Here is a 26,942-nt window from a genome sequence, read left to right on the forward strand (position 1 = left end):
GGGCGGCAGGCGGGGCCGCCCGTCGCCTTGTCCGCGTTCGCTCAGCGGCGGCTGAGTTCGTGCACCGCGTCGACCAGCACCGCCACGTGCTCCGGGTCCATGTCCGGCGACATGCCGTGGCCAAGGTTGAACACGTGGCCTTCGCGCGACCCATTGTTGCCGTCGCGGTAACTGTCCAGGGCGTGGCCAACTTCGCCGCGGATGGCCTCGGGCGAGGCGTACAGGGTCACCGGGTCCAGGTTGCCCTGCAGCGCGACCCTGCCGCCGGTGCGACGCGCGGCATCGCCCAGGTCCACGGTCCAGTCGATGCCCACGCCCTCGGTGCCGGTGGCGGCCAGTTCCTCGACGTAGGCGCCATTGCCCTTGCCGAACAGGATCAGCGGGGTGCGGTCGACGCCTTCGCCACGCGGCAGTTCCTGCGCGATGCGCTTGAGATAGCGCAGCGAGAATTCGCGGTACATCGCCGGCGACAGCACGCCGCCCCAGGTGTCGAACACCTGCAGCGCCTGTGCACCGGCCGCGCGCTGTGCCGACAGGTAGGCGATCACCGCGTCGGTGGTGATCTCCAGCAGCCGGTGCATCGCGGCAGGGTCGTTGAGCGCCAACGACTTCACCTTGGCGTAGTTGTCGCTGCCACCACCTTCGACCATGTAGCAGGCCAGCGTCCACGGGCTGCCGGAGAAGCCGATCAGCGGCACGCTGCCGTTGAGTTCGCGGCGGATCAGGCTGACTGCGTCCATCACGTAGCGCAGTTCCGTGCCCATGTCGGGCACGGCCAGTCGGGCGATGTCGGCGGCGCTGCGCACCGGACGCTCGAACCTGGGGCCTTCGCCGTCGACGAAGTACAGGCCCAGGCCCATCGCGTCGGGCACGGTGAGGATGTCGGAGAACAGGATCGCCGCGTCCAGCGGGAAGCGGCGCAGCGGCTGCAGCGTGACCTCGCAGGCCAGTTCCGGGTTCTTGGCCATGCCGAGGAAGCTGCCGGCGGCAGCGCGGCTGGCGCGGTACTCCGGCAGGTAGCGCCCGGCCTGGCGCATCAGCCACACCGGCGTGCAATCGACCGGCTCGCGGCGCAGTGCGCGGAGGAAGCGGTCGTTGGTCAGCGTGGCAAAAACGGTCATGCGGGGATCCTCAGGCGCTTGGGGCGCACGGGTGGTGGCGAGGTGCGGGCAGCACCTGCGCGGGAAACGGGGGAGCGAAGCCGGCGCGTTGCGTGCACAGCGGCATGCAGTAGGTGGGCGGTGCCAGACATGGCGTCCGCGGTGGTTCGGGTCGTCACCGCAAGGCTCACCGCGGCGCGTCCGCGCCTTGGGTGAACATCAGCTGGTAGCCGCGCTTGAGGTGCTGGTCGCGCGCCTTCTCCAGTGCCGCCAGCGCGCTGTCCTGGTCCAGGAACTGGTCCCGGCGCAGCTGGCTGCGCCCGCCGATCTGGCCGGACTCACGCACCAGCGTCCACCCGCCCAGCAGGTCGGGTTGCAGCATCAGTTGCACGTAGCGCGGGGCTTCGTGGCCGTCGGGCCGTTGTTGCAGGAGCAGGCGCATGGCCTGCCATTGTAGCCGCAGCTTGGCTCAGCCGTGGGTCAGCACGCGCAGCACGGCGCCCTCGTCCACACCTGACGTGATGCAGGCCTTGCCCGCACCGGTCCAGAGCACGAAGCGCAGGCCGCGCGCATCGGCCTTCTTGTCCAGGCGCATGCGGGCCAGCAGGGACTCCGGTGCCAATCCCACTGGTATCGCGGTGGGCAGGCCCAGCCTTTGCAGCAGTGCCTGCAGCCGGTCCGCGTCCTCGGTGGGCGCCATGCCCAGTGCCGTGGCCAGCCGCGCCGCCAGCACCATGCCCACGGCCACCGCTTCGCCGTGGTTGAGGCCTTCGCCGGTGGTGCCGGCATAGCCCTGTTCGGATTCGATGGCGTGGCCGAAGGTATGGCCGAAGTTGAGCATCGCACGATCGCCGTGCTCGAACGGGTCGCGCGCCACTACATCGGCCTTGTATTCGCACGACAGGGCAATGGCGTGCGCCAGCGCGGCCTCGTCCCGCGCCAGCAGGGCTTCGGCGTGGCCCTCGATCCAATGCAGGAAATGCGCGTCGAAGATCGCGCCGTACTTCACCACCTCCGCCAGGCCCGCGCGCAGTTCGCGGTCGGGCAGGGTGCGCAGCGTGCTGGTGTCGGCAATCACCGCGCGGGGCGGGTGGAACGCGCCGACCAGGTTCTTGCCTGCCGGCAGGTCCACTGCGGTCTTGCCACCCACCGACGAGTCGACCATGGCCAGCAGCGAGGTGGGCAACTGCACGCAGTCGATGCCGCGCATCCAGCACGCGGCGGCGAAACCGGCGAGGTCGCCGACCACGCCGCCGCCCAGCGCCAGCACCGTGGCGTCCCGCGTGGCACCCAGGGAGGCCAGTGCCTCGAGGCATTCACCGAAGCGGGCCAGGGTCTTTTCCTGCTCGCCAGGCGGAATCACGAAGCGCTGGAGCACCAGGTCCGGGCGCGCGGCACGCAGCGCGGCTTCCACCCGGTCGGCATACAGCGGCGCGATGTTGCCGTCACTGACCACCAGCGCGTGGCGGCCGCGCAGCATGTGGGCCAGCCGGGCGCCATCGGCCAGCAGGTCCGCGCCGATGGCGATGGTGTAGTGGTAGTCGCCGCCTACCTTGACCGTGCGGACCGTGTTCATGCGGTTGCTCCCTGGCGTGTCCAGTGGTTGGCCAACCGGTCGACCAGCCGGTTGGCGGCCGTGTCAGCCGCAAGCCCGTGGGTGTCGAAAACGAGGTCCGCCACCTCCCGGTACAACGGGGAGCGCGCGGTGGCGAGGTCGTGCAGTACCTGCTCGCGATCGGGGCGGGCCAGCAGTGGGCGGCTGCCGTCGCCGGTCAACCGCACCAGCTGCGTGGCCACGTCCACGGGCAGGTAGACCACGAATGCGCGCGCCCGCATCGCCTGGCGGTTGTCGGCGTCCAGTACCGCGCCGCCACCGGTGGCGATCAACACGCCTTCGCCCTTCAGCAGCCGGGCCAGCATCGCCTTCTCGCGGGCGCGAAAGCCCGCTTCGCCTTCGCGCGCGAACAATTCGGTCACGCTGGCCCCGGCCTCCTGTTCCACCGCGCTGTCCACGTCCTGCAGGCGCAGGCCCAGGCGTGCGGCCAAGGCGCGGCCCAGCGTGGTCTTGCCCGCGCCCATTGGGCCGACGAGGACGAGGTTGGCGGCGGGATTCATGCCTGCATTGTAGGCGCCTGCAGTGACGCTGGCGGACCGGTTGCGGTCGAAACCGACTGCGCCGTCTTAACGCGCCCGCTCCTAGGGTCGAAGTCCCCGTGTCATCCCGATCGCGGGTTACAAAGGAGCAATGCCATGTCCGTCGCCAAGGTCATCGAACTCAACGCCTCGTCCAAGAGCAGCATGGAGGACGCGGTCAAGAGCGGACTGAAGAAGTGCGCCGAGTCGGTCAAGAACATCAAGGGCGCCTGGGTCAACGAGATCAAGGTGGTGACCGACAACGACGGCAACGTCACCGAATGGCGGGTGAACCTGCGCGTTTCGTTCGTGGTCGAATGACGCCCGGCGCGGGCGACGCCCCGGCGCGCCGCCCGCCGCAGGTTGATCCGGATCAGGCGCGGGCCGGCAGGGATGCCGCACAATGCACGCCATGGACATGCCTGATCTGCTCGACGAAGCCCTTGCCACCTTCGACACCCTGTTCGCCGAGGCCACCGCGGCCGGCGAACCGGACCCCACGGCCATGACCATGGCCACCGCCACGCCGGACGGGCGGCCGTCGGCGCGGGTGGTGCTGCTCAAGGCGCGCGACCGCCGCGGGTTCGTGTTCTACACCCATATGGACGGTCGCAAGGGCCGCGAACTGCAGGCCAACCTGCACGCGGCGCTGCTGTTCCACTGGCCGCGGGTGCGCAATGGCGTGCAGGTGCGGATCGAAGGTGCGGTCGAGGTCGTCAGCGACGCCGAGGCCGATGCGTACTTCGCCTCGCGGCCGCGCGGCAGCCAACTGGGCGCATGGGCGTCGAAGCAGTCGCAGATCCTGCCCGACCGCGACACCTTCGAGCAGCGCCTGGCCGACGCCGAGCGCGAGTTCGCCGGCCGCGACGTACCGCGTCCGCCACGCTGGAGCGGGTTCCGGGTCAAGCCCGAGGCCATCGAGTTCTGGTACGGCGCCGATTTCCGCCTGCACGAGCGTCAGCAGTACGAAGTCGATGCCGCCGGGCAGTGGTCGAAGCGGATGTTGTATCCCTGATCAAGGGACGCGGAAGACGGGGCCTCATGCCCGCGCCCTTTCGTGGTTTGCACCTGTCGGCCGGGTGCGATCCTGATCCTTGCGCTATCACGCCGCCGAGGCCTTCGGCACAATGGTGCGATGGGACCGCAACGCATCGTCTGCCTGACCGAGGAACCCACCGAGACGCTGTACGCGCTCGGTGAGCAGCACCGCATCGTCGGCATCAGTGGCTTCACCGTGCGCCCGGCGATCGCGCGCAAGGAAAAGCCCAAGGTCAGCGCCTTCACCAGCGCGAAGATCGGCGAGATATTGAATCTGCAGCCGGACTTCGTCGTCGGCTTCTCCGACATCCAGGCCGACATCGCCGCCGAGCTGATCCGTCATGGCGTGGAGGTGTGGATCAGCAACCACCGCAGCGTGGACGGCATCCTCGAGTACATCCGCCGGCTGGGCGCGCTGGTCGGCGCCAGTGAGCGTGCCAATGCCTATGCCGATGAACTGCAGCGCGGCTTGGACGCCATCGCCGACGAGGCCGCGCGTTTGCCGTGCCGGCCCAAGGTGTACTTCGAGGAATGGGACGAGCCGCTGATCACCGGCATTCGTTGGGTGTCCGAGCTGGTCCGGGTCGCAGGTGGCGACGACATCTTCCCCGAACGCGCCGCCGAGCCGCTGGCGAAGGGCCGGATCCTGGCCGATGGCGGCGACGTGGTGGCGCGTGCGCCGGACATCGTGCTGGGCTCGTGGTGCGGCAAGAAGTTCCGCCCGGAGAAGGTTGCCGCGCGCCCCGGTTGGGACGCCATCCCCGCCGTACGCGACGGCTGGCTGCACGAGATCAAGTCGCCCGCGATCCTGCAGCCGGGCCCGGCGGCGCTGACCGACGGCGTGCGCGAGATCGCGGCCGTGATCCAGGCGTGGGCGCGTGGAGACGCGCCCGCTGCGGTCAGCGCGGGTAGAACTCGCGGCTGAACTGCATGGTCGACTGCGCGCCGCCTTCGCGCACGATGGCCAGTTCGAAGCGCACCGTGTCCGGCAGGTCGATATCGGTGGTGCCCACGTAGTCCAACAGGTCACCGGTGCGCAGCTCGCGCATGGGGATGTCCTGGCGCCGGCCGCGCAGGTCGACGGCGGTCGCGGTGATCGTGGCCGGCAGCGCGGTTTCCTGCGCCTCCGGCCCTTGGCGCACGCCCACCAGCAGCAACGCCACGCGATCACTGCGGGCGATGCCGTACTGCATGGCCACGGCTTCGGGCAGGGTCGAGGTCTGCACGACGCTGGCGCGGATGGTGACGTCGCCGATGCGGCTGATCGCCTCCTGCGGTGCATTCGGTGGTGAGGGCGCGGATGGCTGGCCGGTGCCACCACCGCCGCCACAGGCCGACAGCCCAAGGGCCAACAGGCAGGTGGCGAGGGCGATGCGTGGAGCGAACGGGCTCATGATGGATTCCTGCGCGGGGCGATGGCTTGGCAGATGGTAGGGCCAGCGGACGCGGGCGCGGGCGCTGGGTGGCAGGTAAGGGTGCCGGCGGTGGGGGCCCCGTGGAACGGGTGTCGTGAAGGAACGCCGCTCTCAGTCGTTGGCGGCTGACAACTGCCGCCCGCGTTCGGTCGCCGCGGCGATCGCCCGCGCCACCAGCGCACGGAAGCCGCCGGCCTCGAAGCTCTCGATGGCGGCCTGGGTCGTGCCGCCCGGCGAGGTGACGCGGGCACGCAGCACATCGGCCGGCTCCTCGCCTTCGGTCAGCATGCGCGCCGCGCCGAGCAGGGTCTGGGTTGCCAGCACGCGGGCCGCGGCGGGGTCCAGCCCCTGCGCCTCGCCAGCCTGCTGCATGGCATCGGCCAGCAGGAACACGTAGGCCGGGCCACTGCCGGACACCGCGGTCACCGCATCCATCAATGCCTCGTCATCGATCCACACGGTGGCGCCCACCGCGCCGAGCAGGGCGGCGGCACGCGCGCGACCGCCGTAGCCGGTGGCGGCATTGGCGAACAGCCCGGTGGCGCCCGCGCCAAGCAGCGCCGGGGTGTTGGGCATGGTGCGCACCACGGCCAGGTCGCCGCCCAGCCAGCGATCCAGCTGCACCGTGGTGATGCCGGCGGCGATCGACACCAGCAGCGGCCGGGTGGCTTGGGCTTGCGCCGCCAGGCTTTCGCACACGCCGCGCATGACCTGCGGCTTCACCGCCAGCACCCAGGTGTCGGCCCCTTGCACCGCATCCGCGGCCTGGTCGAAAGTGTGCACGCCAAAGGCCTGCTGCAGCGCGTGGCGCAGTGCATCCACCGGCTCGGCGACGCGGATCGTGGCCGGATCGGTGCCGCGTGCCACCAGGCCGCCGATCAGGCTGCGGGCCATGTTGCCGCCACCGATGAAGGCGAGGGTGGAGGTGTCGGGCTGGTTCATGGGGCATCCTGCGGTTGGGTTGTGGCCGGTCGGCGCCCGAACAACGCGGTGCCCACGCGCACCATGGTCGCACCTTCGGCGATGGCCACGGTCAGGTCCTCGCTCATCCCCATCGACAGCGTATCCACTCCGGGGTGGGTGGCCTGCATGCCGTCATACAGCCGGCGCACCTGGGCGAAGGCCGAGCGGCGGCGCTCCAGGTCCGGCCAGGGCGTGGGGATGGCCATCAGTCCGCGCAGGCGCAGCCGCGGCTCGGCGGCAATGGCTGCGGCGAGTGGCGCAACTTCGTCCGGCTGGCAGCCGTGCTTGCTGGCTTCGTCATCGATGTTGACCTGCACCAGCACGTTCAGCGGCGGACGCGCGGCGTCGCGATGGCGGGCCAGTGCGGTGACCAGCTTGTCCCGGTCCACGGTCTGCACCCAGTCGAACAGCGTCGCCGCATCCTTGGCCTTGTTCGACTGCAGATGGCCGATGAGGTGCCATTCCAGCCCCAATGGCCCCAGTTCCGCGATCTTGGTCGCCGCTTCCTGCACGTAGTTCTCGCCAAACGCATGCTGGCCGGCGGCCGCCAGTGCGGCAATCCGGGCAGCGGGCTGGGTCTTGCTGACCGCCAGCAGCCGTGGTGTTGGCCGGTTTGCTGAACGGGCCGCGTTGTCCACTTGCTGGCGCACATCCCGGAGGGCATGCGCCAGCGCGTCGGTGGTTTCGTCCAAGGGATGAATTGGCGACACAGGTACAGGTCTATACTGCTTCGCAAGGGGTAGTATCGTTCCAACTTGCCGGTCGCGCGACCGGTTCCAAAGCAGTGCGGGGGAGCACGCATGGATATCGCCGAACTGTTGGCGTTTTCGGTCAAGAACAAGGCATCGGACCTTCACCTGTCCGCGGGCCTTCCGCCCATGATCCGGGTGGACGGCGACGTCCGCCGCATCAACATCCCGGCGCTGGAGCACAAGCAGGTGCACGCGCTGGTGTACGACATCATGTCGGACAAGCAGCGCCGTGACTACGAGGAGTTCCTCGAGGTCGACTTCTCGTTCGAGATCCCCGGGCTGGCGCGCTTCCGCGTCAACGCCTTCAACCAGAATCGCGGTGCGGGTGCGGTGTTCCGTACCATTCCCTCCGAGGTGCTGACCCTGGAGGATCTGAATTGCCCGAAGATCTTCAAGGACCTGATCGACCAGCCGCAGGGGCTGATCCTGGTGACCGGCCCGACCGGTTCGGGCAAGTCGACCACGCTGGCGGCGATGATCGACCATATCAACAAGAACGAATATGGCCACGTGCTGTCGGTCGAGGATCCGATCGAATTCGTGCACACCTCGCAGAAGTGCCTGATCAACCAGCGCGAGGTGCACCGCGACACGCACGGCTTCAACGAGGCGCTGCGCAGCGCGCTGCGTGAGGACCCGGACTACATCCTGGTCGGCGAAATGCGCGACATCGAGACGATCCGCCTGGCGCTGACCGCAGCCGAGACCGGCCACCTGGTGTTCGCCACCCTGCACACCTCGTCGGCGGCCAAGACCATCGACCGCATCATCGACGTGTTCCCCGCCGGCGAGAAGCCGATGGTGCGCTCGATGCTGTCGGAGTCGCTGCGCGCGGTGATCAGCCAGGCGCTGCTGAAGAAGGTGGGCGGTGGCCGTACCGCGGCGTGGGAGATCATGGTCGGCACCCCGGCCATCCGCAACCTGATCCGTGAGGACAAGGTGGCGCAGATGTACTCGGCCATCCAGACCGGCCAGGCCGCGGGCATGATGACCCTGGACCAGCACCTGCAGGACCTGGTCAAGCGCGGCCTGATCCTGCGCCCGCAGGCGCGCGAGTACGCCAAGGACAAGCGACTGTTCGAGTGATTGCGTGCATTGCCGCCGCGATCGATTGATTTCTAGGCCGTGGCGCCCGCGGGGCGCGCGGCGGGGGAGTACCGCATGAGCACCATCGATTTCACCTCGTTCCTCAAGCTGATGGCCCACCAGAAGGCCTCGGACCTGTTCATCACCGCCGGCATGCCGCCGTCGATGAAGGTGCACGGCAAGTTGTCGCCTATCACCCAGACCGCGCTGACGCCGCAGCAGAGCCGCGACCTGGTGTTGAACGTGATGACCCCGCAGCAGCGCGAGGAGTTCGAGAAGACCCACGAGTGCAACTTCGCCATTGGCGTGTCGGGCGTGGGCCGCTTCCGCGTGTCGTGCTTCTACCAGCGCAACCAGGTCGGCATGGTGCTGCGTCGCATCGAGACCAAGATCCCGACGGTGGAGGAGCTCAACCTGCCGCCGATCATCAAGACGCTGGCGATGACCAAGCGCGGCATCATCATCTTCGTCGGCGCCACCGGTACCGGCAAATCTACGTCGCTGGCGGCGATGATCGGCTACCGCAACATGAACTCGACCGGACACATCATCACCATCGAGGATCCGATCGAGTTCGTGCACAAGCACGAGGGCTGCATCATCACCCAGCGCGAGGTCGGCATCGACACCGACAGCTGGGAGGCGGCGCTGAAGAACACCCTGCGCCAGGCGCCGGACGTGATCATGATCGGCGAGGTGCGTACCCGCGAGGGCATGGACCACGCCATCGCCTTCGCCGAAACCGGCCACCTGGTGTTGTGCACGCTGCACGCCAACAACGCCAACCAGGCGATGGACCGCATCATCAACTTCTTCCCCGAGGACCGCCGCAGCCAGCTGCTGATGGACCTGTCGCTGAACCTCAAGGGCGTGGTCGCGCAGCAGCTGATCCCGACCCCGGACGGCAAGGGCCGCCGGGTGGCGATGGAGATCCTGCTGGGCACTCCGCTGGTGCAGGACTACATCCGCGACGGCGAGATCCACAAGCTCAAGGAAGTGATGAAGGAGTCCGTGCAGCTGGGCATGAAGACCTTCGACCAGGCGCTGTTCGAGCTGTACCAGGCCGGGGAGATCACTTACGAGGATGCGTTGCGCTACGCCGACAGCCAGAACGAGGTGCGCCTGCGCATCAAGCTGGCCCAGGGTGGCGACGCCAAGACCCTGTCCGCCGGCCTGGATGGCGTGGACCTGGCCGAGGTGCGCTGAGGCGCCCGTTCACGCGGAAACCGTCGCGCTTCCCGAGGATCGTTTCCCAGCTCAGGCCAGCCTGGTTGGTCTCCAGCACCAGGCGTTCGAACAGCACCGCTTTGTCGCGATGCGGAACGTCATGCCCGGTGTCGTGGCAGGGGCCATGCAGGGGGTGGCGCGGAGCGAAATCGCAGTAGCTGGACATGGCGCGCGACCGGAATGTCGCCCCGAGTTAGAATAGGCGCATGTCGCTGATGCCCACGCCCCTTACCAACCAGCTGCTGATCGCGTTGCCGGCGCTGGCCGACGGCAACTTCGCGCGCAGCATCACGCTGGTGTGCCAGCATGACGACGACGGCGCGATGGGCATCATGGTCAACAAGGCGTCCGAGTACACGCTCGGCGACGTGCTCGGGCAGATGGGCCTGGAGGCCCACGACCCGGATATGGCCGAGCAGATCGTGCTGGCCGGCGGCCCGGTGCACCCGGAGCGCGGTTTCGTGCTGCACGACGGTGGGATGCGATGGGATTCCTCGCTACAGGTCAGTGACACGCTGTTCCTCACCACCTCGCGCGACATCCTCGAGGCGATGGCCAAGGGGGAAGGTCCGGCGCACGCGCTCGTCGCCCTGGGTTGCGCCGGCTGGGGCCAGGGTCAGCTGGAGCAGGAACTCACCGATAACGAGTGGCTGACCGGTCCGGTGGACGCTGAACTGCTGTTCACGCTGCCGCTGGAAGCGCGCTGGCACGCGGCCGCGGGCCGCATCGGCGTCGATTTCGCCCACCTGGCCGATTACGCCGGGCACGCATGAGCGACGCTGGCATCCGCCGCGATGGCACGGTGCTGGGCTTCGACGTGGGTGCCCGCCGCATCGGCGTGGCCGTGGGCAGCGCGTTTGGCCACGGTGCGCGTGCCCTGGCGGTGGTGGACGTGCATGCCAACGGTCCGGACTGGCCGGCGATTGAACGTTTGCTCAAGGAGTGGAGGCCCGATGGCCTCGTGGTCGGCGACCCGATGACACTCGACGGCGGCGACCAGCCCATCCGCCAGCGTGCGCACGCATTCGCCCGTGAGATACAGGTGCGCAGCAAGCTGCCGGTCGCGCTGGTGGACGAGCGCCTGAGCTCCATCGAGGCCGCCCAGCGCTTCGCCAGCGACCGCGCCGAAGGCCGCAAGCGCCGCCGCGACGCCGAGGCGCTCGACGCGGTGGCCGCGGCCGTCATCATTGAACGCTGGCTCGCCGCACCGGACGACGCCACCCCGATTTCCGACCTGCCTTCCGCATGACTGCACAGACCGATGCTGCCGGCGCACTGCGCCACCTGCTGACCCTTGATGGCATGCCGCGCGCGCAGTTCACCGCGCTGCTCGACCGCGCCCAGCATTTCGCCGAAGGCCATGACGCACGCGGTGCGCTGGCCGGCATCGCGGTGTGCACGTTGTTCTTCGAGCCCTCCACCCGCACCCGCATGAGCTTCACCCTGGCGGCGCAGCGGCTGGGTGCGGACGTGCTCAGCTTCGACGCCTCGTCCTCGTCCACCAGCAAGGGCGAGACCGCGCGCGACACGCTGAAGAACCTGGAGGCGATGGGCGTGCGCGGCTTCATCGTGCGCCACAAGCAGGACGGCGCCGTGGCCGAACTGGCCGCCGCCGCCAACCCCGGCACCGCGCTGCTCAACGCCGGCGATGGCCGCAGCAACCACCCCACGCAGGGGCTGCTGGACATGCTGACCCTGCGCCAGGCCAAGGGCGCGGATTTCTCACGACTGAAGGTCGCCATCGTCGGCGACGTGAAGCATTCGCGCGTGGCGCGCTCGGACCTGCATGCACTGCGCACGCTGGGTGTGGGCGAAGGCCAGTCGATCGACATCCGCGTCTGCGGCCCCGCGTCATTGCTGCCCGATGACGGCACGCTGGCCGGCTGCACCGTCACCCATGACCTGGATGCCGCGCTGGAAGGCGTGGACGTGGCGATGATGTTGCGCCTGCAGCGCGAGCGGATGGAGGAAGGTCTGGTCGCTTCGCTGGACGATTACCACCGCGATTACGGCCTGACCGCCGCGCGCCTGCGCCGCGCCGCGTCCGACGCGGTGGTGATGCACCCGGGGCCGATGAACCGCGGCGTGGAGATCACCGACGAGGTTGCCGATGGCCCGCAATCGCTGATCCTCACGCAGGTGCGCAACGGCGTGGCGGCGCGCATGGCGGTGCTGGAGGCGCTGCTGGCGGGCTGACAGCCCGGATCAGTGCAGGCGTTTCCGCGCCGCACCGCGCCTGCCCGTGAGCAGCTGCTGCAACACCACCGCCTGGTTGTGCTCGGTGTCGCGCGCCGAATACACCAGCGTCAGGCGCTTGCCATGTGCCAGTGCCCGCAACGCGGCAAGATCCTCCGGGTGGCTTTCCAACTCTTCGGCGTAGCGCTCGCGAAACGCGTCCCAGCGCTCCGGATCATGGTTGAACCATTGCCGCAGCGCGGTACTCGGCGCCACGTCCTTGAGCCATTCAACGACATGGGCATCCTCCTTGCGGATGCCGCGCGGCCACACCCGGTCCACCAGCACCCGCACGCCGTCATCGTGCGCGGCGGGCTCGTAGACCCGTTTCGTCCTGACGTCCATCGTGGGTACCTCCAGCCCTGCACGGGCCTGCCTCCAGCGTACGGGTTACGCGGGAAGGTGGCGTGATGGCGGAGGACGCTTCAACGCACCAGCAGCAGCGTCGCCAACCCGAGGAAGGTGAAGAACCCCATCACGTCGGTTACGGTGGTGAGGAAGATGCTGCTGGCCAGCGCGGGATCGTAACCCGCGCGCTTGAGCGTGACCGGTACCATCACCCCGGCCAGCGCGGCGAACAGCAGGTTGGCGGTCAAGGCGATGAAGATCACCAGCGCCAGGCCGATGTCCCGGAACCAGGCCAGCACGATCAGCGCCAGCACCGTGCCCAGCACCAGGCCGTTGAGCAGGGCCACGCGCGCCTCCTTCCACAGCAAGGTGCGGATGTTGGACGCGCCCACCTGGCCCAGCGCCAGGCCACGCACCATCAGCGCCAGCACCTGCGTGCCGGCGTTGCCACCCATGCCCGCGACAATCGGCATCAGCACCGCCAGCGCGACCAGCTGGTCGATGGTGTCGGCAAAGACACCCACCACCTTGGCGGCCAGGAACGCCGTGCCCAGGTTGATGCTCAGCCACATCAGGCGCCGGCGCCACGCGCGCGGCACCGGGCTGAACAGGTCCTCGTCCTCGTCCAGGCCGGCGGCGCCCAGCGCCTGGTGCTCGGCCTGCTCGCGGATGATGTCGACCACGTCGTCGATGGTGATGCGGCCGAGCAGGATGTTGTTGTCGTCCACCACCGGCGCACTGATCCAGTCGTGGTCGGAGAACTGGCGTGCGACTTCGGTGGCGGTCTCGCCCACGTCGATGGCCGGCTGCTCGTCGTCGATCAGCTTGTTGATCGGGGTGCCGGGCTCGTGGGTCAGCAGCGCGGTCACCGCCAGCCGGCCCAGGTACTGGTGGCGCCGGCTGACCACGTACAGGTGGTCGGTGTGGTCGGGCAGCTCGCCGCGCAGGCGCAGGTAGCGCAGCACCACGTCCACGGTGGTGTCGGTGCGCACCGTCACCACGTCCGGGTTCATCAGGCGGCCGGCGGTGTCCTCCGGGTACGACAGCACCTGCTCCAGCCGCTCGCGGTTCTCGCGGTCCATCGACTTGAGCACTTCGTCGATGACGGTGTCGGGCAGGTCCTCGACCAGGTCGGCTAGGTCGTCGATGTCCAGGTCTTCGACCGCCGCGACAATTTCGTCCGGGTCCATGTCGGCGATGAGGTTCTCGCGGACGTCCTCGCCCACGTGCAGCAGCACCTCGCCGTCGTCCTCCGGGTCGACCAGGCCCCAGACGACCGTGCGCTTGCCGGGCGGCAGCGACTCCAGCAGGTTGCCGATCTCGGCGGGGGATAGGGTGTTGACCAGCCGCTTGACCGGACCCAGGCGGCCACTGTCGAGTGCGTCCGACAGCAGTCGCAGCTGGCGTGCGGTCTTGTCGTGGCGGATGGCTTCGGCCATGCGGCGCTCCGTGGGCGGTCTCGGGGAGGCGGCCGTGGCCGGTTCCGGCGCGGAGCCGCAACCATCGCCCTGGGTGGGCGACGACGGATGCGACCGGGCGTCATGCGTTCATGCGCGCATTATCGCTCGGGTGGGGTGGACTGCCTAGCCCACCTTCACCGCAGGCGACCGAGGACCCTGCGGGCCAGGCCGCCGATCTGCCCCACGAACGTCCTGTCCAGGTTTGCCTGGAGATCCGAAATGTCCCGATAGAGGCGACGGATGTGGCCGTCGCGGCGCGCCAGCAGTTCCTGCAGCTCCGCATGGTCGCGGTCGGACAACGTGCGACCGGGCACGATGTGTGGCGGCAGTGGCCGATCGACGTAAACGGTCGAATGCCGGGGGGCCGTCTGCTCCGCCGGACGCTCCTTCGTGTAGAAGTACAGCGCGACCGACTTTCGCCCCAGCTCGCGATGTTCCGCCGGAAGGGTGATCGGGTCGAACCCATGCCAGCTGTGTTCGGTGGTCTCGAAGATCACGCAGCGGTTGAACGTCGGCACGATATTGACGGTTTCCGTGGGCGATGCGCCATGTGGATCACCGCGAAGCTGCAGCGTGCCGCCCCACTCGGGCTTCCAGTCCGTATTGAGATAGACGATCAGGTTCAGGCGCCGGTGCCAGCCCGTGCGCGGGTGCCGGTTGAAGTCGATGTGGGTGTCGAGGCTCTGGCCGTGGCGATTCTCATGCGTACCGCCACCGAAATAATCGACGTCGTAGAGCAGGTCGGGGATTCCGGTCAACCGGCTGGCCAAGTCCAGGAACGGGCGTGACTGGACGAGGCGATCAAGCTCGGCGAAAGGCTCTGCGAGGCCGGCGATCCGTTCGATGGTGGCCTTGCCGCCGACCGTGCCATTCTCGCTGGTCGCGTTGCCGTCCGAAAACGCAGGGAACGCATCCACAAGCGACCGCGCGAAGTCCTCGGTGAGGAAGTCGTCGATGACACAGTGCGCGAATGGGCGGGCGTGCTCGAAGGTGTTGCGGATCGCATCGGCCTGAAGGCAGGCATGCGGGTTGACCAAGGCGGGATTCGGCGATGCGGGAGCGGGCATTGGGTTCCGGTGTCAGGTGGAAAGCCAGGCTTCGATGTCGGCCCGGTCACGGGCGCGCATCAACGAAGGCGCGCGCGCCTTGAGCCCCGCCAGGTCGCACTCGCGGATGCGGCGCCGCACTTCCAGCAGCGTACCCGGGTGCAGGCTGAACTCCGTCAGCCCCAACGCGAGCAGCAGCGGGGTGAACGCGGGGTCGCCGGCCATCTCGCCGCACACCGCCACGGACTTGCCGCGTGCGTGGGCCAGGCGGATCACGTCGCGCAGCAGCCGGATCACGGCCGGATGCAGCGGCGTGTACAGGTCGACCAGCGCCTCGTTGTTGCGGTCGGCGGCCAGCAGGTACTGCACCAGGTCGTTGGTGCCGATGGACAGGAAATCGACCTTGCCGATGTAGCCCGGCAGTGCGAGCGCGGCGGCCGGCACTTCGATCATCGCGCCCAGCGGCACGTAGTCGGCGATCTCGTAGCCCTGCGTGCGCAGTTCGCGGCCAAGCAGCTTGATGCGCGTGCGCACCGCGGCGATCTCCTCGCGCGAGGTCACCATCGGCACCAGGATGCGGAGCGGACCATAGCCCGAGGCGCGAAGTGCGGCGCGCAGCTGGGTGTCGAGCAGGCCGGTGCGCGCCATCGACAGGCGCACGCCGCGCAGGCCCAGCGCCGGGTTGGGTTCGTCGCGCAATGCCAGCCCGGTGCGGTCGGCCTTGTCCGCGCCCAGGTCCAGCGTGCGGATGGTCACCGGTCGCCCGCTCATGCCCAAGACCACGTCGCGGTAGGCGCGGAACTGCTCTTCCTCGTCGGGCAGCTCATGGCGCTGCAGGAACAGGAACTCGGTGCGGTACAGGCCGATGCCGGTCGCGCCCAGTGCATGCGCCTCGGCCACGTCCTCGCGCGATTCGGCGTTGGCCTGCAGCTGGATGTCATGGCCGTCGCGCGTGCGCGTGGGCTCGCGGCGCAGGCGATGCAGCTCCTTGCGCTCGCGGATGTAACTGCGTTCGCGGGTGCGGTGCTCGCGCAGGTCGTCCGGGCCGGGCTCCAGCACGACCAGGCCGCTGCCGCCATCGACGATCAGCGCGTCGCCGTCGTTGGCCTTCTGCAGCGCCTGTGTCGCGCCCACCACCAGCGGCAGGTGCAGGCTGCGGGCGAGGATGGCGCTGTGCGACAGCGTGCTGCCGCCGGCGGTGACGATCGCCACCACGCCCTGTGCCTGCAGTTGCGCCAACTCGGCCGGGGCGACGTTGTCGGTGATCAGGATCTCGCCGGCCACGCCCGCCATGTCGGTCACGTGGCGGTGCAGCGCGGCATGGATGCGGCCGATGACCTGGTCGATGTCATCCACGCGGGTCCGGAAGTAGTCATCGTCCATCGCCTCGAACACGCTGACGATGCGGTCGCGTTGCAGGCGGAGGGCGTAGTCGGCGGTGTAGCGGCCGGTGCGGATCAGCGCATCCAGGCCCTGCAGCAGTTCGGGGTCGTCGAGCAGCAGGGTGTGCAGGTCGAGGAACTCGCCCACTTCATGGGCCAGCGCGCCGTGCAGGCGTTCGCGCAGGGCGTGCATCCCGGTGCGCACCTGGTCGATGGCGCCATGCAGTCGCGCCAGTTCGCCCTCGACCTCGTCGGCGCCGACGTGCTCCTCGGCGACTTCCAGTGCGTGCGGCAGGCGGACCCGGGCGCGTCCCAGTGCGCTGCCGCGCGACGCCCCCAGTCCTTGGAACACCTGCCTCATCCGCGGCCTCCGCTCAGCTGTCTTCGTCGAAACGGCGTTCGAACAGCGAGGCGACTGCGTCGCACGCGGTGCCTTCGTCCTCGCCGTCCACGCGCAACTTGACCAGCGTGCCCTGGCCGGCAGCCAGCAGCATCACCCCCATGATGCTCTTGGCGTTGACCTCGCGGCCCTTGGCGGTGAGGGTCACGTTGCTCTTGTAGGCCGACAGCAGCTGCACCAGCTTGGCGGTGGCGCGGGCATGCAGGCCCAGGCGGTTGCTGACGGTCAGTTCGCGCTCGATCATGCGGGGGGCCTCACGCGTCGTCCAGGATCACGCCGTTGCGGGCGCCCGCGGATGCCACCGCGGGCAATTCGTCCAGCTCAAGCTCGGCACAGTTCATCACCCGCAACAGCATCGGCAGGCTGACCGCCGACACCCGGCGCACCGGCGTGCCCAGCCGCGCGACCCTGGCCGCCAGGTTGCTGGGCGTGGCGCCGTACAGGTCGGTCAGCACCAGCACGCCGGCGCCGCCATCCACGCGACGCAGCGCCGCGCTGGCCTGCGGCAGCAGTTCGTCCGGGTCGCCGCCAAAGGGCACCTCGAAGGCCTCGGTGCGCAGCGGCAGCGTGCGCAGCAGTCCGGTGGCCACCGCGACGAGCGCGCTGCCAATGCCGGGGTGGGTGATGAGCAGGATTCCGACGGCCATGGCTGGAAACTTAACAGAGCAGGGGCGCGGCCCGAAAGCGGGCAGCGTGGATCCGGGATGCATTGTCCCCGGCGGGTGTGACGCGGGTGGGACTAATCCAGTTCGCGGTGGTGCACGGCGACTTCGTCCCAGCCGTTGGCGCGCGCGCGTGCGGCCATGCGTTCGGCCAGGTACACCGAGCGGTGGCGGCCGCCCGTGCAGCCGAATGCGACGGTGACGTAGCTGCGGGTGGTGTCGGCGTTCATGCGCGGCAGCCAGGTGTCGAGGAACTGGCTGACCTGTCCGAAGAACGTTTCCACGTCGGCCTGCCGGTCCAGATAGTCACGCACCCCCGCGTCGCGACCGGACAAGGGCCGCAGCACTGCGTCCCAGTGCGGGTTGGGCAGGGCGCGCGCGTCGAACACGAAGTCGGCATCGGCCGGCACGCCGTGGCGGTAGGCAAAGGATTCGAACAGCAGCGACAGCTTCTTGTCGTCACCCATCTCGAATTCGGTGATGACATGCCGGCGCAACTGGTGCACGTTCAGGTCGCTGGTGTCGATCACCCGGTCGGCGATCTGGCGCAGTGGGCGCAGCAGGTCGCGCTCGCGGTCGATGGCCTCGGCCAGCGGCAGGCCCAGGTGGCTGAGCGGGTGGCGGCGGCGGGTGTCGGCGTAGCGCCGCAGCAGCACCTCGTCGCGGCATTCGAAGAATATCAGGCGCGGGTCCAGGCCCAGCTCGCCCACGGCCGACAGCCAGCCGGACACCTTGGCCAGCTCGCCGCCGCGGTTGCGCACGTCGATCCCCACCGCCAGCTTGGGCGGGGCATCCTCGCCGCTGCTGACGCTGCGCACGAACTGCGGCAGCATCTCGATGGGCAGGTTGTCGACGCAGTAGTAGCCCAGGTCCTCGAAGGTGCGCAGCGCCACCGACTTGCCCGAGCCGGACAGGCCGCTGACGATGACCAGCATCGGCGCCGCCACCGCGTTCATGCCTCGCCCCGTTCCAGGAAATTGCTGTGCCGGGCGATGAAGGCCGCCGCCGGGTCCATGCCCTTCATCCGCAGGCTGTGCAGGCGCGTGGCGGCCTCGGTCAGCACCGCCAGGTTGCGGCCGGGCATCACCGGCAGGGTGGTGGTCGGCACGTCCAGGTCGAGGATGCGGCGGGTGCTGTTGTCGCCGGTCAGGCGTTCCAGGCCGCTGGGCAGCGGGTCGGTCATCGGCTTGGTCAGGTGGACGATGAGCCGAAGGTACTTGTTCTTCTTGACCGCCGTGTCACCGAACATCTGCCGGATGTTGAGCACGCCCAGGCCACGCACTTCCAGCAGGTCCTGCAGCATGTCCGGACAAGTGCCGTCGAGCACGTCGGGGGCGATCTGGGTGAACTCCGGTGCGTCGTCGGCGACCAGGCGGTGGCCACGGGTGATCAGCTCCAGCGCCAGTTCGCTCTTGCCCGAACCGGATTCGCCGGTGATCAGCACGCCGATGGAGTAGATCTCCATGAACACGCCGTGCATGGTGATCCGCGGCGCAAGTGCGCGCGCCAGGTGGTACTGCAGCAGGTTGAGCAGTTCATGTCCGCGGCGCGGCGAGCACCACAGCGGCGTCTCCGACTCCTCGGCGGCCAGCCGCAGGTCATCCGGACAGTCCTGGCTCTTGCTCACCACCAGCGCCAGCGGTCGGAAGTGGATGATCTTCTCGATGGTCTCCCAGCGCTGGCGCGGGTCCAGCCCGTCCAGCCACGCCAGTTCCTCGGTGCCCAGGATCTGCACCTTGTTGGGGTAGATGGCATTGAGGTAGCCCGCCAGCGACGGGCGTCGGGCCACGGTATCGCCGGCTTCCAGCACGCGGCCGCCACCGGACTGGCCGGCGATCCAGCGCAGGCCCAGGCGCTCGCGCTGCTGGTCGAAGAGTTCGTTGGCGCTGATGCGGGTGGTCATCAGCCCATCCTAACGGCACTCAGGCGCCACGGGGCGGTCGGCCACCAGCAGCCGGTAAAGCGCCTCGGGGGAGCCGGCCGCGCGCAGGGTCTGGCGGAAGGCCGGGTCGGAGAAACGCTGGGCCACTTCGGCCAGGCGGTGCAGGTGTTCCTGCACGAAATGTTCGGGGACCGCCATGGCCACCACCAGGTCGACCGGCTGGCCGTCCAGGGCGCCGAACTCGACGGGAGGGGTCAATTGCAGGAACGCGCAGCGCGTGTCCTCGAGGTTGGCCAGGCGCCCATGCGGCAGGGCAACGCCATGGCCGATAGCCGTGCTCGCCAGGGCTTCCCGGGCCCGCAGGCTGTCGCGGATCAGGGTGATCTCGCCGGAGGAGGCCGCCGCACCGGCCAGGAGCCGTGCGGCGGCTTCGATCACCGCATCGCGACTGCCGGCCGAGGCCAGCCGTGCGACGCGGTCAACGGTGAGCATGTCATGCAGCGGCATCCGTCAGCCGAAATCGGCACTGCGGGCGATGCCCTCGGCGCGGCGGTGGTTGTCGACCTGCTTTTCCTTGTGCTTCATCAGCAGCCGGTCGAGCTTGTCGGCCAACAGGTCGATCGCACCATACATGTCCACGCCGGTGGCATCGGCGTGCAGGGCCTTGCCGGCGATGTTGATGGTCGCTTCCGCACAGTGTTCGACCTTGTCGACATTCAGCAGCACGCGCACCTCGAGCGGCTGTTCGAAATGGCGCGGGAGCCGTTCCAGCTTTGATTCCACGTAGTCACGCAGGGCCTGGGTGACTTCGATCTGCTGACCGTGGACTTCGATGCGCATAGGGAACCTCCTTCACAGTGGAACGGTGGGGACAGCATCTCATGTCTGGGATGTGTTGGCCCCAGTTTCAAGCTTTGGCCGGTGCGTGCCTTGATTGCCGTCAATTGGCGGGCCGCCAAGCGGCGACAGCATGGTGGCATGCGGCGGATCAGCAGACCCGCACGCGATCCTGCGAGGAGGGAATGTTCATCGCTTCACGGTACTTGGCGATGGTGCGTCGCGCGACCGGCATGCCGCCGGCTTTCAGCGATTCGGCCAGGCGGGCGTCGGAGAGCGGCTTGCGCGGGTTCTCCGCCTCGATCAGCTGGCGGATCCTGGCCTGGCTGGCGGTGCTGGAGGCCTCGCCGCCGGCGTCGGTCTCGATGCCCGACGCGAAAAAGGCCCGCAGCGCGATGGTGCCGCGGGGCGTGCGCGCGTACTTGCGGGCGATGGCGCGCGACACGGTGGATTCGTGCAATCCCACCTCCTGGGCCACTTCCCGCAGGGTCAGCGGACGCAGGGCGCTGTCGCCGAACTCCAGGAAGGCCGCCTGCTGGTGGATCAGGCAGCGGGTGACCTTGAGCAGGGTGTCGCCCCGCGCCTCCACGCTCCGCAGCAGCCAGCGCGCTTCCTGCAGCCGGCCGCGCAGGTAGCTGGCGTCGGCAGAACTGGCGTGGCGGATCATGGATTCGTAGCCTCGGTGGATGGCCAGGCCGGGGCGCGTGCCCGATGCCAGCGCGGTGCGCCAGATGCCTTGGTGGCGCCAGATCACCACGTCCGGACTGACGTAGGTGTCGTTGTCGACGCCACCGATCTGCGCGCCCGGCTTGGGGTCCAGCGAGCGCAGCAGCTGCACGGCCAGTTCCACGTCGGCCGTGTCCAGCCTGAGTTCGGCGGCCAGGCCCTCGATGCCGATCCTGGGCAGGCGTTCCAGCGGGCCTTCGGCCAGTTGGCGGGCCAGGGCCATGCCCGGGGTGTCGTCGGGCAGGTTCTGCAATTGCAGCAGCAGGCATTCGCCCAGGGAGCGGCAACCCACGCCCACCGGGTCGAAGCGCTGGATCTGGTGCAGGACCGTGGTCACTTCGGTAACGCTGGCGTCCATTCCAGGGGCCAGCGACTGGACGAAGGCCTCCAGGTCTTCGCGCAGGTAGCCGTCGTCATCGATCGCGTCGATCAGCGCGACGCCGATGCGGCGGTCACGCGGGGGCAGCGGGCTCAGGTGCAGTTGCCACAGCAGGTGGTCGTGCAGGCTCTCGTTGCCGGCCACCTGTTCGGCGGCAGGCGAGTCGTCGTCGATGTCGGAAGGGCCGATGCGCTCGTACCAGGTCTCGCCTTCGGCCATGCCCCAGTCATCCGCGGGGTTGGGCGGCTCCGCAGGCTCCGGAGCGCCATCGTTCGCACCCGCGTCCGGGGTGGGGGCCTGGTCGTCGGTCCAGTCCAGCAGCGGGTTGCTTTCCACCGCCGCGGCCAGTTCGGCCTCCAGTTCCGCGGTCGACAGCTGCAGCAGGTGGATGGCCTGCCGCAACTGCGGCGTCATCACCAGGTGCTGTCCGAGGGAGGCTTGGAGGCGAGGCTTCATGGTTGATCACCAACATACCGCGGCAGGGCCGACGGTCGCTGGCAATCCGGTCACAGGCGGAAGGTTTCGCCCAGATAGACGCGACGCACGTCGGGGTTGGCCAGCAGCGCGTCCGGAGCCCCCTGCGCGAGCACGCCGCCATCGCTGAGGATATACGCACGGTCGCAGATGCCCAAGGTCTCGCGCACGTTGTGGTCGGTGATGAGCACGCCGATGCCGCGGTTCTTGAGGTGGGTGACGATGCGCTGGATCTCGCCGACCGAGATCGGGTCGACCCCGGCAAACGGTTCGTCCAGCAGGATCAGGCGTGGGCGGCCGGCCAGCGCGCGCGCGATCTCCACGCGGCGGCGCTCGCCGCCAGACAGGCTGGCGCCCCGCTGGTCGGCGACGTGGCTGATCTGCAATTCGTCCAGGAGGTTGGCCAGTTCGCGCTCGCGGCCGGCACGGTCCAGGTCATCGCGCAGCTCCAGCACCAGCATGATGTTGTCGGCCACGGTCAGCTTGCGGAACACCGACGGTTCCTGCGGCAGGTAACCCACGCCGTATTTGGCGCGCACGTACATCGGCTCGTGGGTGATGTCGCGGCCGTCGAGCTTGATCTCGCCGGCATCGGCCGGCACCAGGCCGACGATCATGTAGAAGCAGGTGGTCTTGCCTGCGCCGTTGGGGCCCAGCAGGCCGACGACCTCGCCGGCATCCAGGGTCAGGCTGAAGTCCTTGACCACCTGGCGCGAGCGGTAGGACTTGCGCAGTCCGCTGACAACCAGCATCAGGTGCCGCTCCCGTTGCCGCGTGCGCCCCTGGGCAGGATCCGCATCTTGACCCGGCTCTTGCCGGGTTCGCCGCCGGTGACCTGGTTGGTGCGCATGTTGTACACCACGCGCTGCCCGCCCAGCGTCCCTCGCGGCTGGCGGATGTCGACGTTGCCGGTGAACACCACGATCTCGGTGGTGAGATCGTAGTCGATCCTGTTGGCCGTGGCCGTCATCGGCGTGCCATCGTCCATCTGCTGCTTGAGCGTGACCGGGGCACCGGTGAGCAGCACGCGGGTGGGGTCGCCGCCGCGCTGCGTGATCACGGCGGTGCTGGCGCGGATGTCCAGCGTGCCCTGGGTGATGGTGACGCCGCCCGACAGCGTGGCCGGCTTGCTGTCGTCCAGGCTGTGGTCGACATGGCCGGCGTCGATGTCCATCGGCTGGTTGCGGTCGGACGAGCGCGCCAGGGCCGCCTGCGGCAAGGCAAGCGCGGCGGCCAGCACGAATGCCGGCAGGGTGGCCAGCCGGTTAGCGGGCAGTCCTTTCATATCGGGCCTTGACGTCGGATTCGAGAACGATGCGCTTGGCATCAAGTTGGGCGTCGAGCCCACGGCCGCTCAGTATAAATCCGGGCTGGGTCATGGCGACCTTCGCGTCGGACGTGGCACGTTTCGTGCCGGGGAAGACGTTCAGCTCTTCGGTGGCGATGCTTACCGGACGACCCTGCTTGTCCTGGGTGTCGGCGCGGACCTGGCCGCGCAGGCGGATCTCCTCGCCCTTGGGGGCTACCCAGGCACTCACCGAGCGTATTTCCCATGGTGTGCCGCCCTGGCCCGGTCGCGAGGGAATCACGAAGATCGGCGTCTGGATGTCCATCGAACGGGCCGACGGGTCCCGGGTCAATCGCGGGGCGCGCATGGCGAAAGCCTCGCGCCCCTGGTCGTCCAGGGCGACCAGCTCCAGGCCTTTGAGGACGTAATCCGGGCGGAACTGTGTCCGGATGGGCCCGGAGTCCGTGTCACGCTGGCGCCAGACCATCCACGTGCTGAGGATGGCGGCGACCAGCAACACCCAGGTGGCGGCGGTACGCCAACTCACGCATTGCCCTCGACGCGAAGGCCGTCCACGCGAACCACGGTGGACAGCAACGCCTCGGCCTTGCCCTGGGCGGCCAGCACCAGGTCGCAGAACTCGCGTGCCGCGCCGTTGCCCGCCGGGGCGCTGGTGCGCCAGTGCGCGCGTTCACGCACCCACGGGTGCGCACTGCCGGGGGCCACGGAAAAACCCACCTGCTGCATCACGCGCAGGTCGGGCAGGTCGTCGCCCATGAAGGCCACGTCGTCCAGGCCGATGCCCAGCCGCGCGGCGATGTCGCGCACGCAGGCCAGCTTGTCGGCCACCGCGGTATGCACTTCGACGATGCCCAGCTCGCGCGCGCGATGCTCGGCAATCGTGCTGGCGCGCGCGGTGACGAAGGCTACTGCTATACCGGCCTTGCGCAGCAGCACCAGGCCCTGGCCGTCGTGCACGTGGAACGCCTTGAGTTCGCGGCCTTCGCTGTCGAAGAACAGGCGGCCGTCGGTCAGGGTGCCGTCGATGTCGAAGCAGGCCAGCTTGACCCGTGCCGCGTGTTCACGCACTGGGGCGGGGTAGTCGTTGAGGTGGGAATAGGGCATGGGGGTGGGTGTCCGGCGTCGTCGGGATCAGACCACCCGTGCGCGCAACAGGTCGTGAATGTTGAGGGCGCCGACCACGCGCTGGTCGGCGTCGACCACCAGCAGCCCGCTGATCTTGTGGGTTTCCATGAGTTGTGCGGCTTCCACCGCCAGTGCGCCGGCATCGATGGTCCTGGGCGAGCGGGTCATGACCTCGGCGATGCGGGTGGTGCGGATGTCCAGGCCCGGGTCGTCGAGGCTGCGTCGCAGGTCGCCGTCGGTGTACAGGCCCAACAGGTGCCGTTCGGCGTCGACCACCGCGGTCATGCCCAGGCGCTTCTGGCTGATCTCGACCAGGGCCTCGGTGATGGTGGCATCGGGTCCGACGGCCGGAATGTCATCGCCGATGTGCATCACGTCGGTGATGTGCAGCAGCAGGCGCCGCCCCAGCGCACCGGCCGGATGCGAGCGGGCGAAGTCCTCGGCGGTGAAGCCGCGCGCCTCCAGCAGGGCCACGGCCAGCGCATCGCCCATCGCCAGCGAGGCGGTGGTGCTGGAGGTGGGGGCCAGGGCCAGTGGGCAGGCCTCGGCGGGGACGCTGACATCCAGGTGCACGTCGGATTCGCGCGCCATGGACGACTGCGCGCGGCCGGTCATGGCGATCAGCTTGTTGCCCTGGCGCTTGAGCACCGGCAGCAGCAGCAGGATCTCGTCGCTTTCGCCCGAGTAGGACAGCGCCAGCACCACGTCGGCGTCGGTGATCATGCCCAGGTCGCCGTGCGCGGCTTCGCCCGGGTGCACGTAGAACGATGGCGTACCGGTGGAGGCCAGGGTGGCGGCGATCTTGCGCGCGATGTGCCCGGACTTGCCCATGCCGGTGCAGACCACGCGGCCGCGCGCCTCCAGCATCAGCCGGCAGGCGGCACTGAACTCGCCGTCCAGGCGCGCGGCGACGGCGGCAAGCGCGTCGATCTCCACGGCGAAGACTCGACGGCCGCTGGCGGCGAGGGAGCTGGCCTCGGGGGCGTCGGTGGGGGTGGGGCTGGACGAAGGCACGGTTGCCATTTCGGAGTGGGGGCCTTTCCGCTAGGCTAATCGGTTCATTCTATGCGGTCTGGCCGGGAAACGCCCGGCGCACGCTCCGGGGCCGACCTTGGGGCGACATGGCCGGGACCTGCGTTCCGTGCCATGCGACCGCCCTTTTGATTAGTCCGAGGTGGCTCCCCCATGAATCCCGACACCATCCGCGCCCTGATCGAACAAGGCCTGCCCGGCGCCCGTGCCGATGTCCGCGGCGACGACGGCGTGCACTTCGAGGCGACCGTGGTGTGCGAGGCGTTCCGCGGCAAGCTGCCGCTGGCCCGCCACCGCCTGGTCTACGCCACGCTGGGCGAGCGCATGGGCGGCGAGATCCATGCGCTGGCGCTGAAGACGATGACGCCGGACGAGGCCGGCGCATCGGGCTGAGTCGTGTTGCGGCCCGGGGCGGTTGCGCGGGATCCGCGCGGCCTCCCTGGCTGCTCCGGCCCACCTCCATTGGCCGTCCGTCCCCACCTGTTCCGCGAGTCGAGGAATCCATGCAGAAGATTGTTGTCGAGGGCGGACGCCCGCTGAACGGTGAGGTGCAGATCTCCGGCGCCAAGAACGCCGTGCTGCCCATCCTGTGCGCCACCCTGCTGGCCGACGAGCCGGTGGAGATCAGCAACGTGCCGCACCTGCACGACGTGGTCACCACCGCCAAGCTGCTGGCGGGGCTGGGCGCTGGCATCACCATCGACCAGGGCACCATCGGCACCGGCAGCGAGAGCGGCATCGTGGTCGATCCGCGCACGGTCAACAGCCACGTCGCGCCTTACGAACTGGTCAAGACCATGCGCGCGTCGGTGCTGGTGCTGGGGCCGCTGCTGGCCAGGTACGGCGAGGCCGAGGTGTCGCTGCCCGGCGGCTGCGCCATCGGCTCGCGGCCGGTGGACCTGCACATCAAGGGCCTGCAGGCGCTGGGCGCGGACATCGTGGTCGAGCACGGCTTCATCAAGGCCAAGGCCGCACGCCTGAAGGGCGCGCGCCACGTGTTCGACATCGTCAGCGTGGGGGCCACCGAGAACGTGCTGATGGCGGCGACCCTGGCCGAAGGCACCACCATCCTCGAGAACGCGGCGATGGAGCCGGAGATCGTGGACCTGGCCGAATGCCTGCGCGCGATGGGGGCGCAGATCGAGGGCGAGGGCACGCCGCGCATCGTGGTCCACGGCGTGGAGCGCCTGCATGGTGGCAAGCACGCGGTGGTGGCCGACCGCATCGAGACCGGCACCTTCCTGGTGGCCGCGGCGATGACCGGCGGGCGCATCACGGCGCGCAAGGCGCGCCCCGACACCCTGGATGCGGTGCTGGACAAGCTGCGCGAAGCCGGTGCGGAGATCACCTGCGACGGCGACCGCATCACCCTGGACATGCACGGCAAGCGGCCCAGGGCGGTGAACCTCACCACCGCGCCGCACCCGGCGTTCCCCACCGACATGCAGGCGCAGTTCATGGCGATGAACTGCGTGGCCGAGGGCGTGGGCGTGATCAAGGAAACGATCTTCGAGAACCGCTTCATGCACGTGAACGAGCTGGTGCGCCTGGGCGCGGACATCCACGTGGACGGGCACAGCGCGGTGGTGCGGGGGGTGGAGAAACTGAGCGGTGCGCCGGTGATGGCCACCGACCTGCGCGCCTCGGCGTCGCTGATCCTGGCCGGGCTGGTGGCCGAGGGTGAGACCACCATCGACCGCATCTACCACCTCGATCGCGGCTACGAGAACATCGAGGAGAAGCTGTCGGGGCTGGGGGCGAAGATCCGCCGCATCGGCTGAGACACCACGGCAGCGAACGCAAAAAGCCCCGGTTTCGGGGCTTTTTGTTTTGGCTCTTGTTGCTCCATGCGCCGGTGCGATGGAGAAAGGAGCGGGGCTGCGCTGTATTGCGGACAAGCGGGCCAAGGATGGCCCGCGGCGCGACTCCGC

Annotated in this window: 33 protein-coding genes and 1 pseudogene; 10 read left to right on the plus strand and 24 right to left on the minus strand. The window is 69.1% G+C overall.

Annotated features, from left to right (window positions below; all coding sequences use genetic code 11):
- Positions 1-41: 41 nt before the first annotated feature.
- From hemE to IP93_RS10200, 4 genes are all read right to left on the minus strand, one after another.
- Positions 42-1,121 (minus strand): uroporphyrinogen decarboxylase, encoded by a 1,080-nt coding sequence (hemE, locus tag IP93_RS10185; protein WP_144815286.1) that lies wholly within the window; start codon positions 1,119-1,121, stop codon positions 42-44.
- Between the two features lie 166 nt (positions 1,122-1,287).
- Positions 1,288-1,542, minus strand: coding sequence for a WGR domain-containing protein (locus IP93_RS10190; protein WP_144815288.1), 255 nt, complete (start codon positions 1,540-1,542; stop codon positions 1,288-1,290).
- A gap of 27 nt (positions 1,543-1,569) precedes the next feature.
- Positions 1,570-2,676, minus strand: a complete 1,107-nt coding sequence (gene aroB / locus IP93_RS10195) for a 3-dehydroquinate synthase (protein WP_144815290.1) — start codon at positions 2,674-2,676, stop codon at positions 1,570-1,572.
- Complete coding sequence (locus tag IP93_RS10200; protein WP_144815293.1) at positions 2,673-3,215, minus strand: shikimate kinase; 543 nt, start codon at positions 3,213-3,215, stop codon at positions 2,673-2,675. Before IP93_RS10200 ends, aroB begins: the two co-directional genes overlap by 4 nt.
- A gap of 135 nt (positions 3,216-3,350) precedes the next feature.
- Between IP93_RS10200 and IP93_RS10205 the strand changes: the two genes are divergently transcribed.
- From IP93_RS10205 to IP93_RS10215, 3 genes are all read left to right on the plus strand, one after another.
- On the plus strand, positions 3,351-3,554 hold the full coding sequence (locus tag IP93_RS10205) for a dodecin family protein (RefSeq protein WP_144815296.1): 204 nt from the start codon (positions 3,351-3,353) through the stop codon (positions 3,552-3,554).
- 97 nt (positions 3,555-3,651) lie between these two features.
- Positions 3,652-4,248: a pyridoxamine 5'-phosphate oxidase gene (pdxH, locus tag IP93_RS10210; protein WP_144815550.1), complete on the plus strand. Its 597-nt coding sequence runs from the start codon at positions 3,652-3,654 to the stop codon at positions 4,246-4,248.
- Positions 4,249-4,368: 120 nt separating this feature from the next.
- On the plus strand, positions 4,369-5,196 hold the full coding sequence (locus IP93_RS10215) for a cobalamin-binding protein (RefSeq protein ID WP_144815298.1): 828 nt from the start codon (positions 4,369-4,371) through the stop codon (positions 5,194-5,196).
- On the opposite strand, the gene IP93_RS10220 is transcribed toward IP93_RS10215, so the two are convergent.
- From IP93_RS10220 to IP93_RS10230, 3 genes are all read right to left on the minus strand, one after another.
- Positions 5,171-5,665: a DUF4426 domain-containing protein gene (locus IP93_RS10220; RefSeq protein ID WP_144815300.1), complete on the minus strand. Its 495-nt coding sequence runs from the start codon at positions 5,663-5,665 to the stop codon at positions 5,171-5,173. The two genes, IP93_RS10215 and IP93_RS10220, sit on opposite strands and share 26 nt — an antisense overlap.
- A 132-nt stretch (positions 5,666-5,797) precedes the next feature.
- The gene (gene proC / locus IP93_RS10225; protein ID WP_144815302.1) at positions 5,798-6,628 is read right to left on the minus strand and encodes a pyrroline-5-carboxylate reductase; all 831 of its coding nucleotides are present in this window, start codon (positions 6,626-6,628) and stop codon (positions 5,798-5,800) included.
- On the minus strand, positions 6,625-7,287 hold the full coding sequence (locus IP93_RS10230; protein ID WP_242006843.1) for a YggS family pyridoxal phosphate-dependent enzyme: 663 nt from the start codon (positions 7,285-7,287) through the stop codon (positions 6,625-6,627). The genes proC and IP93_RS10230 overlap by 4 nt, the downstream gene beginning before the upstream one ends.
- 162 nt (positions 7,288-7,449) lie before the next feature.
- Here IP93_RS10230 and IP93_RS10235 point away from each other — a divergent pair, with 162 nt between their 5' ends.
- Both IP93_RS10235 and IP93_RS10240 read left to right on the plus strand, forming a co-directional pair.
- The gene (locus IP93_RS10235; protein WP_036136993.1) at positions 7,450-8,487 is read left to right on the plus strand and encodes a type IV pilus twitching motility protein PilT; all 1,038 of its coding nucleotides are present in this window, start codon (positions 7,450-7,452) and stop codon (positions 8,485-8,487) included.
- Positions 8,488-8,562: 75 nt separating this feature from the next.
- Positions 8,563-9,693 (plus strand): PilT/PilU family type 4a pilus ATPase, encoded by a 1,131-nt coding sequence (locus IP93_RS10240; RefSeq protein ID WP_144815304.1) that lies wholly within the window; start codon positions 8,563-8,565, stop codon positions 9,691-9,693.
- A gap of 7 nt (positions 9,694-9,700) precedes the next feature.
- On the opposite strand, the pseudogene IP93_RS15930 reads toward IP93_RS10240, so the two are convergent.
- A pseudogene (locus IP93_RS15930) lies at positions 9,701-9,880 on the minus strand (DNA-3-methyladenine glycosylase I); the annotation flags it as partial.
- A 40-nt stretch (positions 9,881-9,920) separates the two neighbouring features.
- On the opposite strand from IP93_RS15930, the gene IP93_RS10250 reads away from it, so the two are divergent.
- Genes IP93_RS10250 through IP93_RS10260 form a run of 3 tightly spaced genes read left to right on the plus strand, consistent with a single transcriptional unit; the run spans position 9,921 to position 11,910 of the window.
- Entirely contained in the window at positions 9,921-10,487 is a 567-nt protein-coding gene (locus tag IP93_RS10250; protein WP_144815308.1) for a YqgE/AlgH family protein, read from the plus strand.
- Positions 10,484-10,963, plus strand: a complete 480-nt coding sequence (ruvX, locus tag IP93_RS10255; RefSeq protein WP_144815311.1) for a Holliday junction resolvase RuvX — start codon at positions 10,484-10,486, stop codon at positions 10,961-10,963. Before IP93_RS10250 ends, ruvX begins: the two co-directional genes overlap by 4 nt.
- Complete coding sequence (locus tag IP93_RS10260; RefSeq protein ID WP_144815314.1) at positions 10,960-11,910, plus strand: aspartate carbamoyltransferase catalytic subunit; 951 nt, start codon at positions 10,960-10,962, stop codon at positions 11,908-11,910. Before ruvX ends, IP93_RS10260 begins: the two co-directional genes overlap by 4 nt.
- Before the next feature lie 9 nt (positions 11,911-11,919).
- On the opposite strand, the gene IP93_RS10265 is transcribed toward IP93_RS10260, so the two are convergent.
- The 16 genes from IP93_RS10265 to IP93_RS10340 all read right to left on the minus strand — a co-directional run bounded on the left by IP93_RS10265 (position 11,920) and on the right by IP93_RS10340 (position 25,002).
- Positions 11,920-12,294, minus strand: coding sequence for a DUF488 domain-containing protein (locus IP93_RS10265; RefSeq protein ID WP_144815317.1), 375 nt, complete (start codon positions 12,292-12,294; stop codon positions 11,920-11,922).
- 80 nt (positions 12,295-12,374) lie between these two features.
- Positions 12,375-13,736 carry a magnesium transporter gene (gene mgtE / locus IP93_RS10270; RefSeq protein WP_144815319.1) on the minus strand — a complete coding sequence of 454 codons (1,362 nt, stop codon included), beginning with the start codon at positions 13,734-13,736 and terminating at the stop codon, positions 12,375-12,377.
- Positions 13,737-13,891: 155 nt separating this feature from the next.
- The gene (locus IP93_RS10275) at positions 13,892-14,824 is read right to left on the minus strand and encodes a 2OG-Fe(II) oxygenase (protein WP_144815322.1); all 933 of its coding nucleotides are present in this window, start codon (positions 14,822-14,824) and stop codon (positions 13,892-13,894) included.
- A gap of 12 nt (positions 14,825-14,836) precedes the next feature.
- On the minus strand, positions 14,837-16,546 hold the full coding sequence (ptsP, locus tag IP93_RS10280; protein ID WP_144815324.1) for a phosphoenolpyruvate--protein phosphotransferase: 1,710 nt from the start codon (positions 16,544-16,546) through the stop codon (positions 14,837-14,839).
- Positions 16,547-16,559: 13 nt separating this feature from the next.
- The gene (locus IP93_RS10285; RefSeq protein WP_144815326.1) at positions 16,560-16,829 is read right to left on the minus strand and encodes an HPr family phosphocarrier protein; all 270 of its coding nucleotides are present in this window, start codon (positions 16,827-16,829) and stop codon (positions 16,560-16,562) included.
- 10 nt (positions 16,830-16,839) lie between these two features.
- Complete coding sequence (locus IP93_RS10290; protein ID WP_144815329.1) at positions 16,840-17,232, minus strand: PTS sugar transporter subunit IIA; 393 nt, start codon at positions 17,230-17,232, stop codon at positions 16,840-16,842.
- A 92-nt stretch (positions 17,233-17,324) separates the two neighbouring features.
- Positions 17,325-18,203 (minus strand): RNase adapter RapZ, encoded by an 879-nt coding sequence (rapZ, locus tag IP93_RS10295; RefSeq protein ID WP_144815331.1) that lies wholly within the window; start codon positions 18,201-18,203, stop codon positions 17,325-17,327.
- Positions 18,200-19,150, minus strand: coding sequence for an HPr(Ser) kinase/phosphatase (hprK, locus tag IP93_RS10300; protein WP_144815334.1), 951 nt, complete (start codon positions 19,148-19,150; stop codon positions 18,200-18,202). The genes rapZ and hprK overlap by 4 nt, the downstream gene beginning before the upstream one ends.
- A 9-nt stretch (positions 19,151-19,159) precedes the next feature.
- Complete coding sequence (locus IP93_RS10305) at positions 19,160-19,636, minus strand: PTS sugar transporter subunit IIA (protein WP_144815336.1); 477 nt, start codon at positions 19,634-19,636, stop codon at positions 19,160-19,162.
- A 3-nt stretch (positions 19,637-19,639) separates the two neighbouring features.
- Entirely contained in the window at positions 19,640-19,969 is a 330-nt protein-coding gene (gene hpf, locus IP93_RS10310) for a ribosome hibernation-promoting factor, HPF/YfiA family (RefSeq protein ID WP_144815339.1), read from the minus strand.
- A 148-nt stretch (positions 19,970-20,117) separates the two neighbouring features.
- The gene (locus IP93_RS10315) at positions 20,118-21,527 is read right to left on the minus strand and encodes an RNA polymerase factor sigma-54 (protein ID WP_144815341.1); all 1,410 of its coding nucleotides are present in this window, start codon (positions 21,525-21,527) and stop codon (positions 20,118-20,120) included.
- Between the two features lie 50 nt (positions 21,528-21,577).
- Complete coding sequence (gene lptB / locus IP93_RS10320) at positions 21,578-22,297, minus strand: LPS export ABC transporter ATP-binding protein (protein ID WP_144815343.1); 720 nt, start codon at positions 22,295-22,297, stop codon at positions 21,578-21,580.
- Positions 22,297-22,830 (minus strand): lipopolysaccharide transport periplasmic protein LptA, encoded by a 534-nt coding sequence (gene lptA / locus IP93_RS10325; protein ID WP_144815346.1) that lies wholly within the window; start codon positions 22,828-22,830, stop codon positions 22,297-22,299. Before lptA ends, lptB begins: the two co-directional genes overlap by 1 nt.
- Positions 22,811-23,380 carry an LPS export ABC transporter periplasmic protein LptC gene (gene lptC, locus IP93_RS10330; RefSeq protein WP_144815348.1) on the minus strand — a complete coding sequence of 190 codons (570 nt, stop codon included), beginning with the start codon at positions 23,378-23,380 and terminating at the stop codon, positions 22,811-22,813. Before lptC ends, lptA begins: the two co-directional genes overlap by 20 nt.
- Positions 23,377-23,958: a KdsC family phosphatase gene (locus IP93_RS10335; RefSeq protein ID WP_144815351.1), complete on the minus strand. Its 582-nt coding sequence runs from the start codon at positions 23,956-23,958 to the stop codon at positions 23,377-23,379. Before IP93_RS10335 ends, lptC begins: the two co-directional genes overlap by 4 nt.
- Before the next feature lie 27 nt (positions 23,959-23,985).
- Positions 23,986-25,002, minus strand: a complete 1,017-nt coding sequence (locus tag IP93_RS10340; protein WP_144815353.1) for a KpsF/GutQ family sugar-phosphate isomerase — start codon at positions 25,000-25,002, stop codon at positions 23,986-23,988.
- A 162-nt stretch (positions 25,003-25,164) separates the two neighbouring features.
- On the opposite strand from IP93_RS10340, the gene IP93_RS10345 reads away from it, so the two are divergent.
- A complete protein-coding gene (locus IP93_RS10345; RefSeq protein WP_144815356.1) occupies positions 25,165-25,404 on the plus strand; it encodes a BolA family protein in 240 nt (79 codons plus the stop codon).
- A gap of 110 nt (positions 25,405-25,514) precedes the next feature.
- Positions 25,515-26,792, plus strand: coding sequence for a UDP-N-acetylglucosamine 1-carboxyvinyltransferase (gene murA, locus IP93_RS10350; RefSeq protein ID WP_144815358.1), 1,278 nt, complete (start codon positions 25,515-25,517; stop codon positions 26,790-26,792).
- Positions 26,793-26,942 lie beyond the last annotated feature (150 nt).

Origin of the sequence: Aerolutibacter ruishenii (assembly GCF_007830115.1) — a bacterium.
GTDB lineage: Bacteria > Pseudomonadota > Gammaproteobacteria > Xanthomonadales > Xanthomonadaceae > Aerolutibacter > Aerolutibacter ruishenii.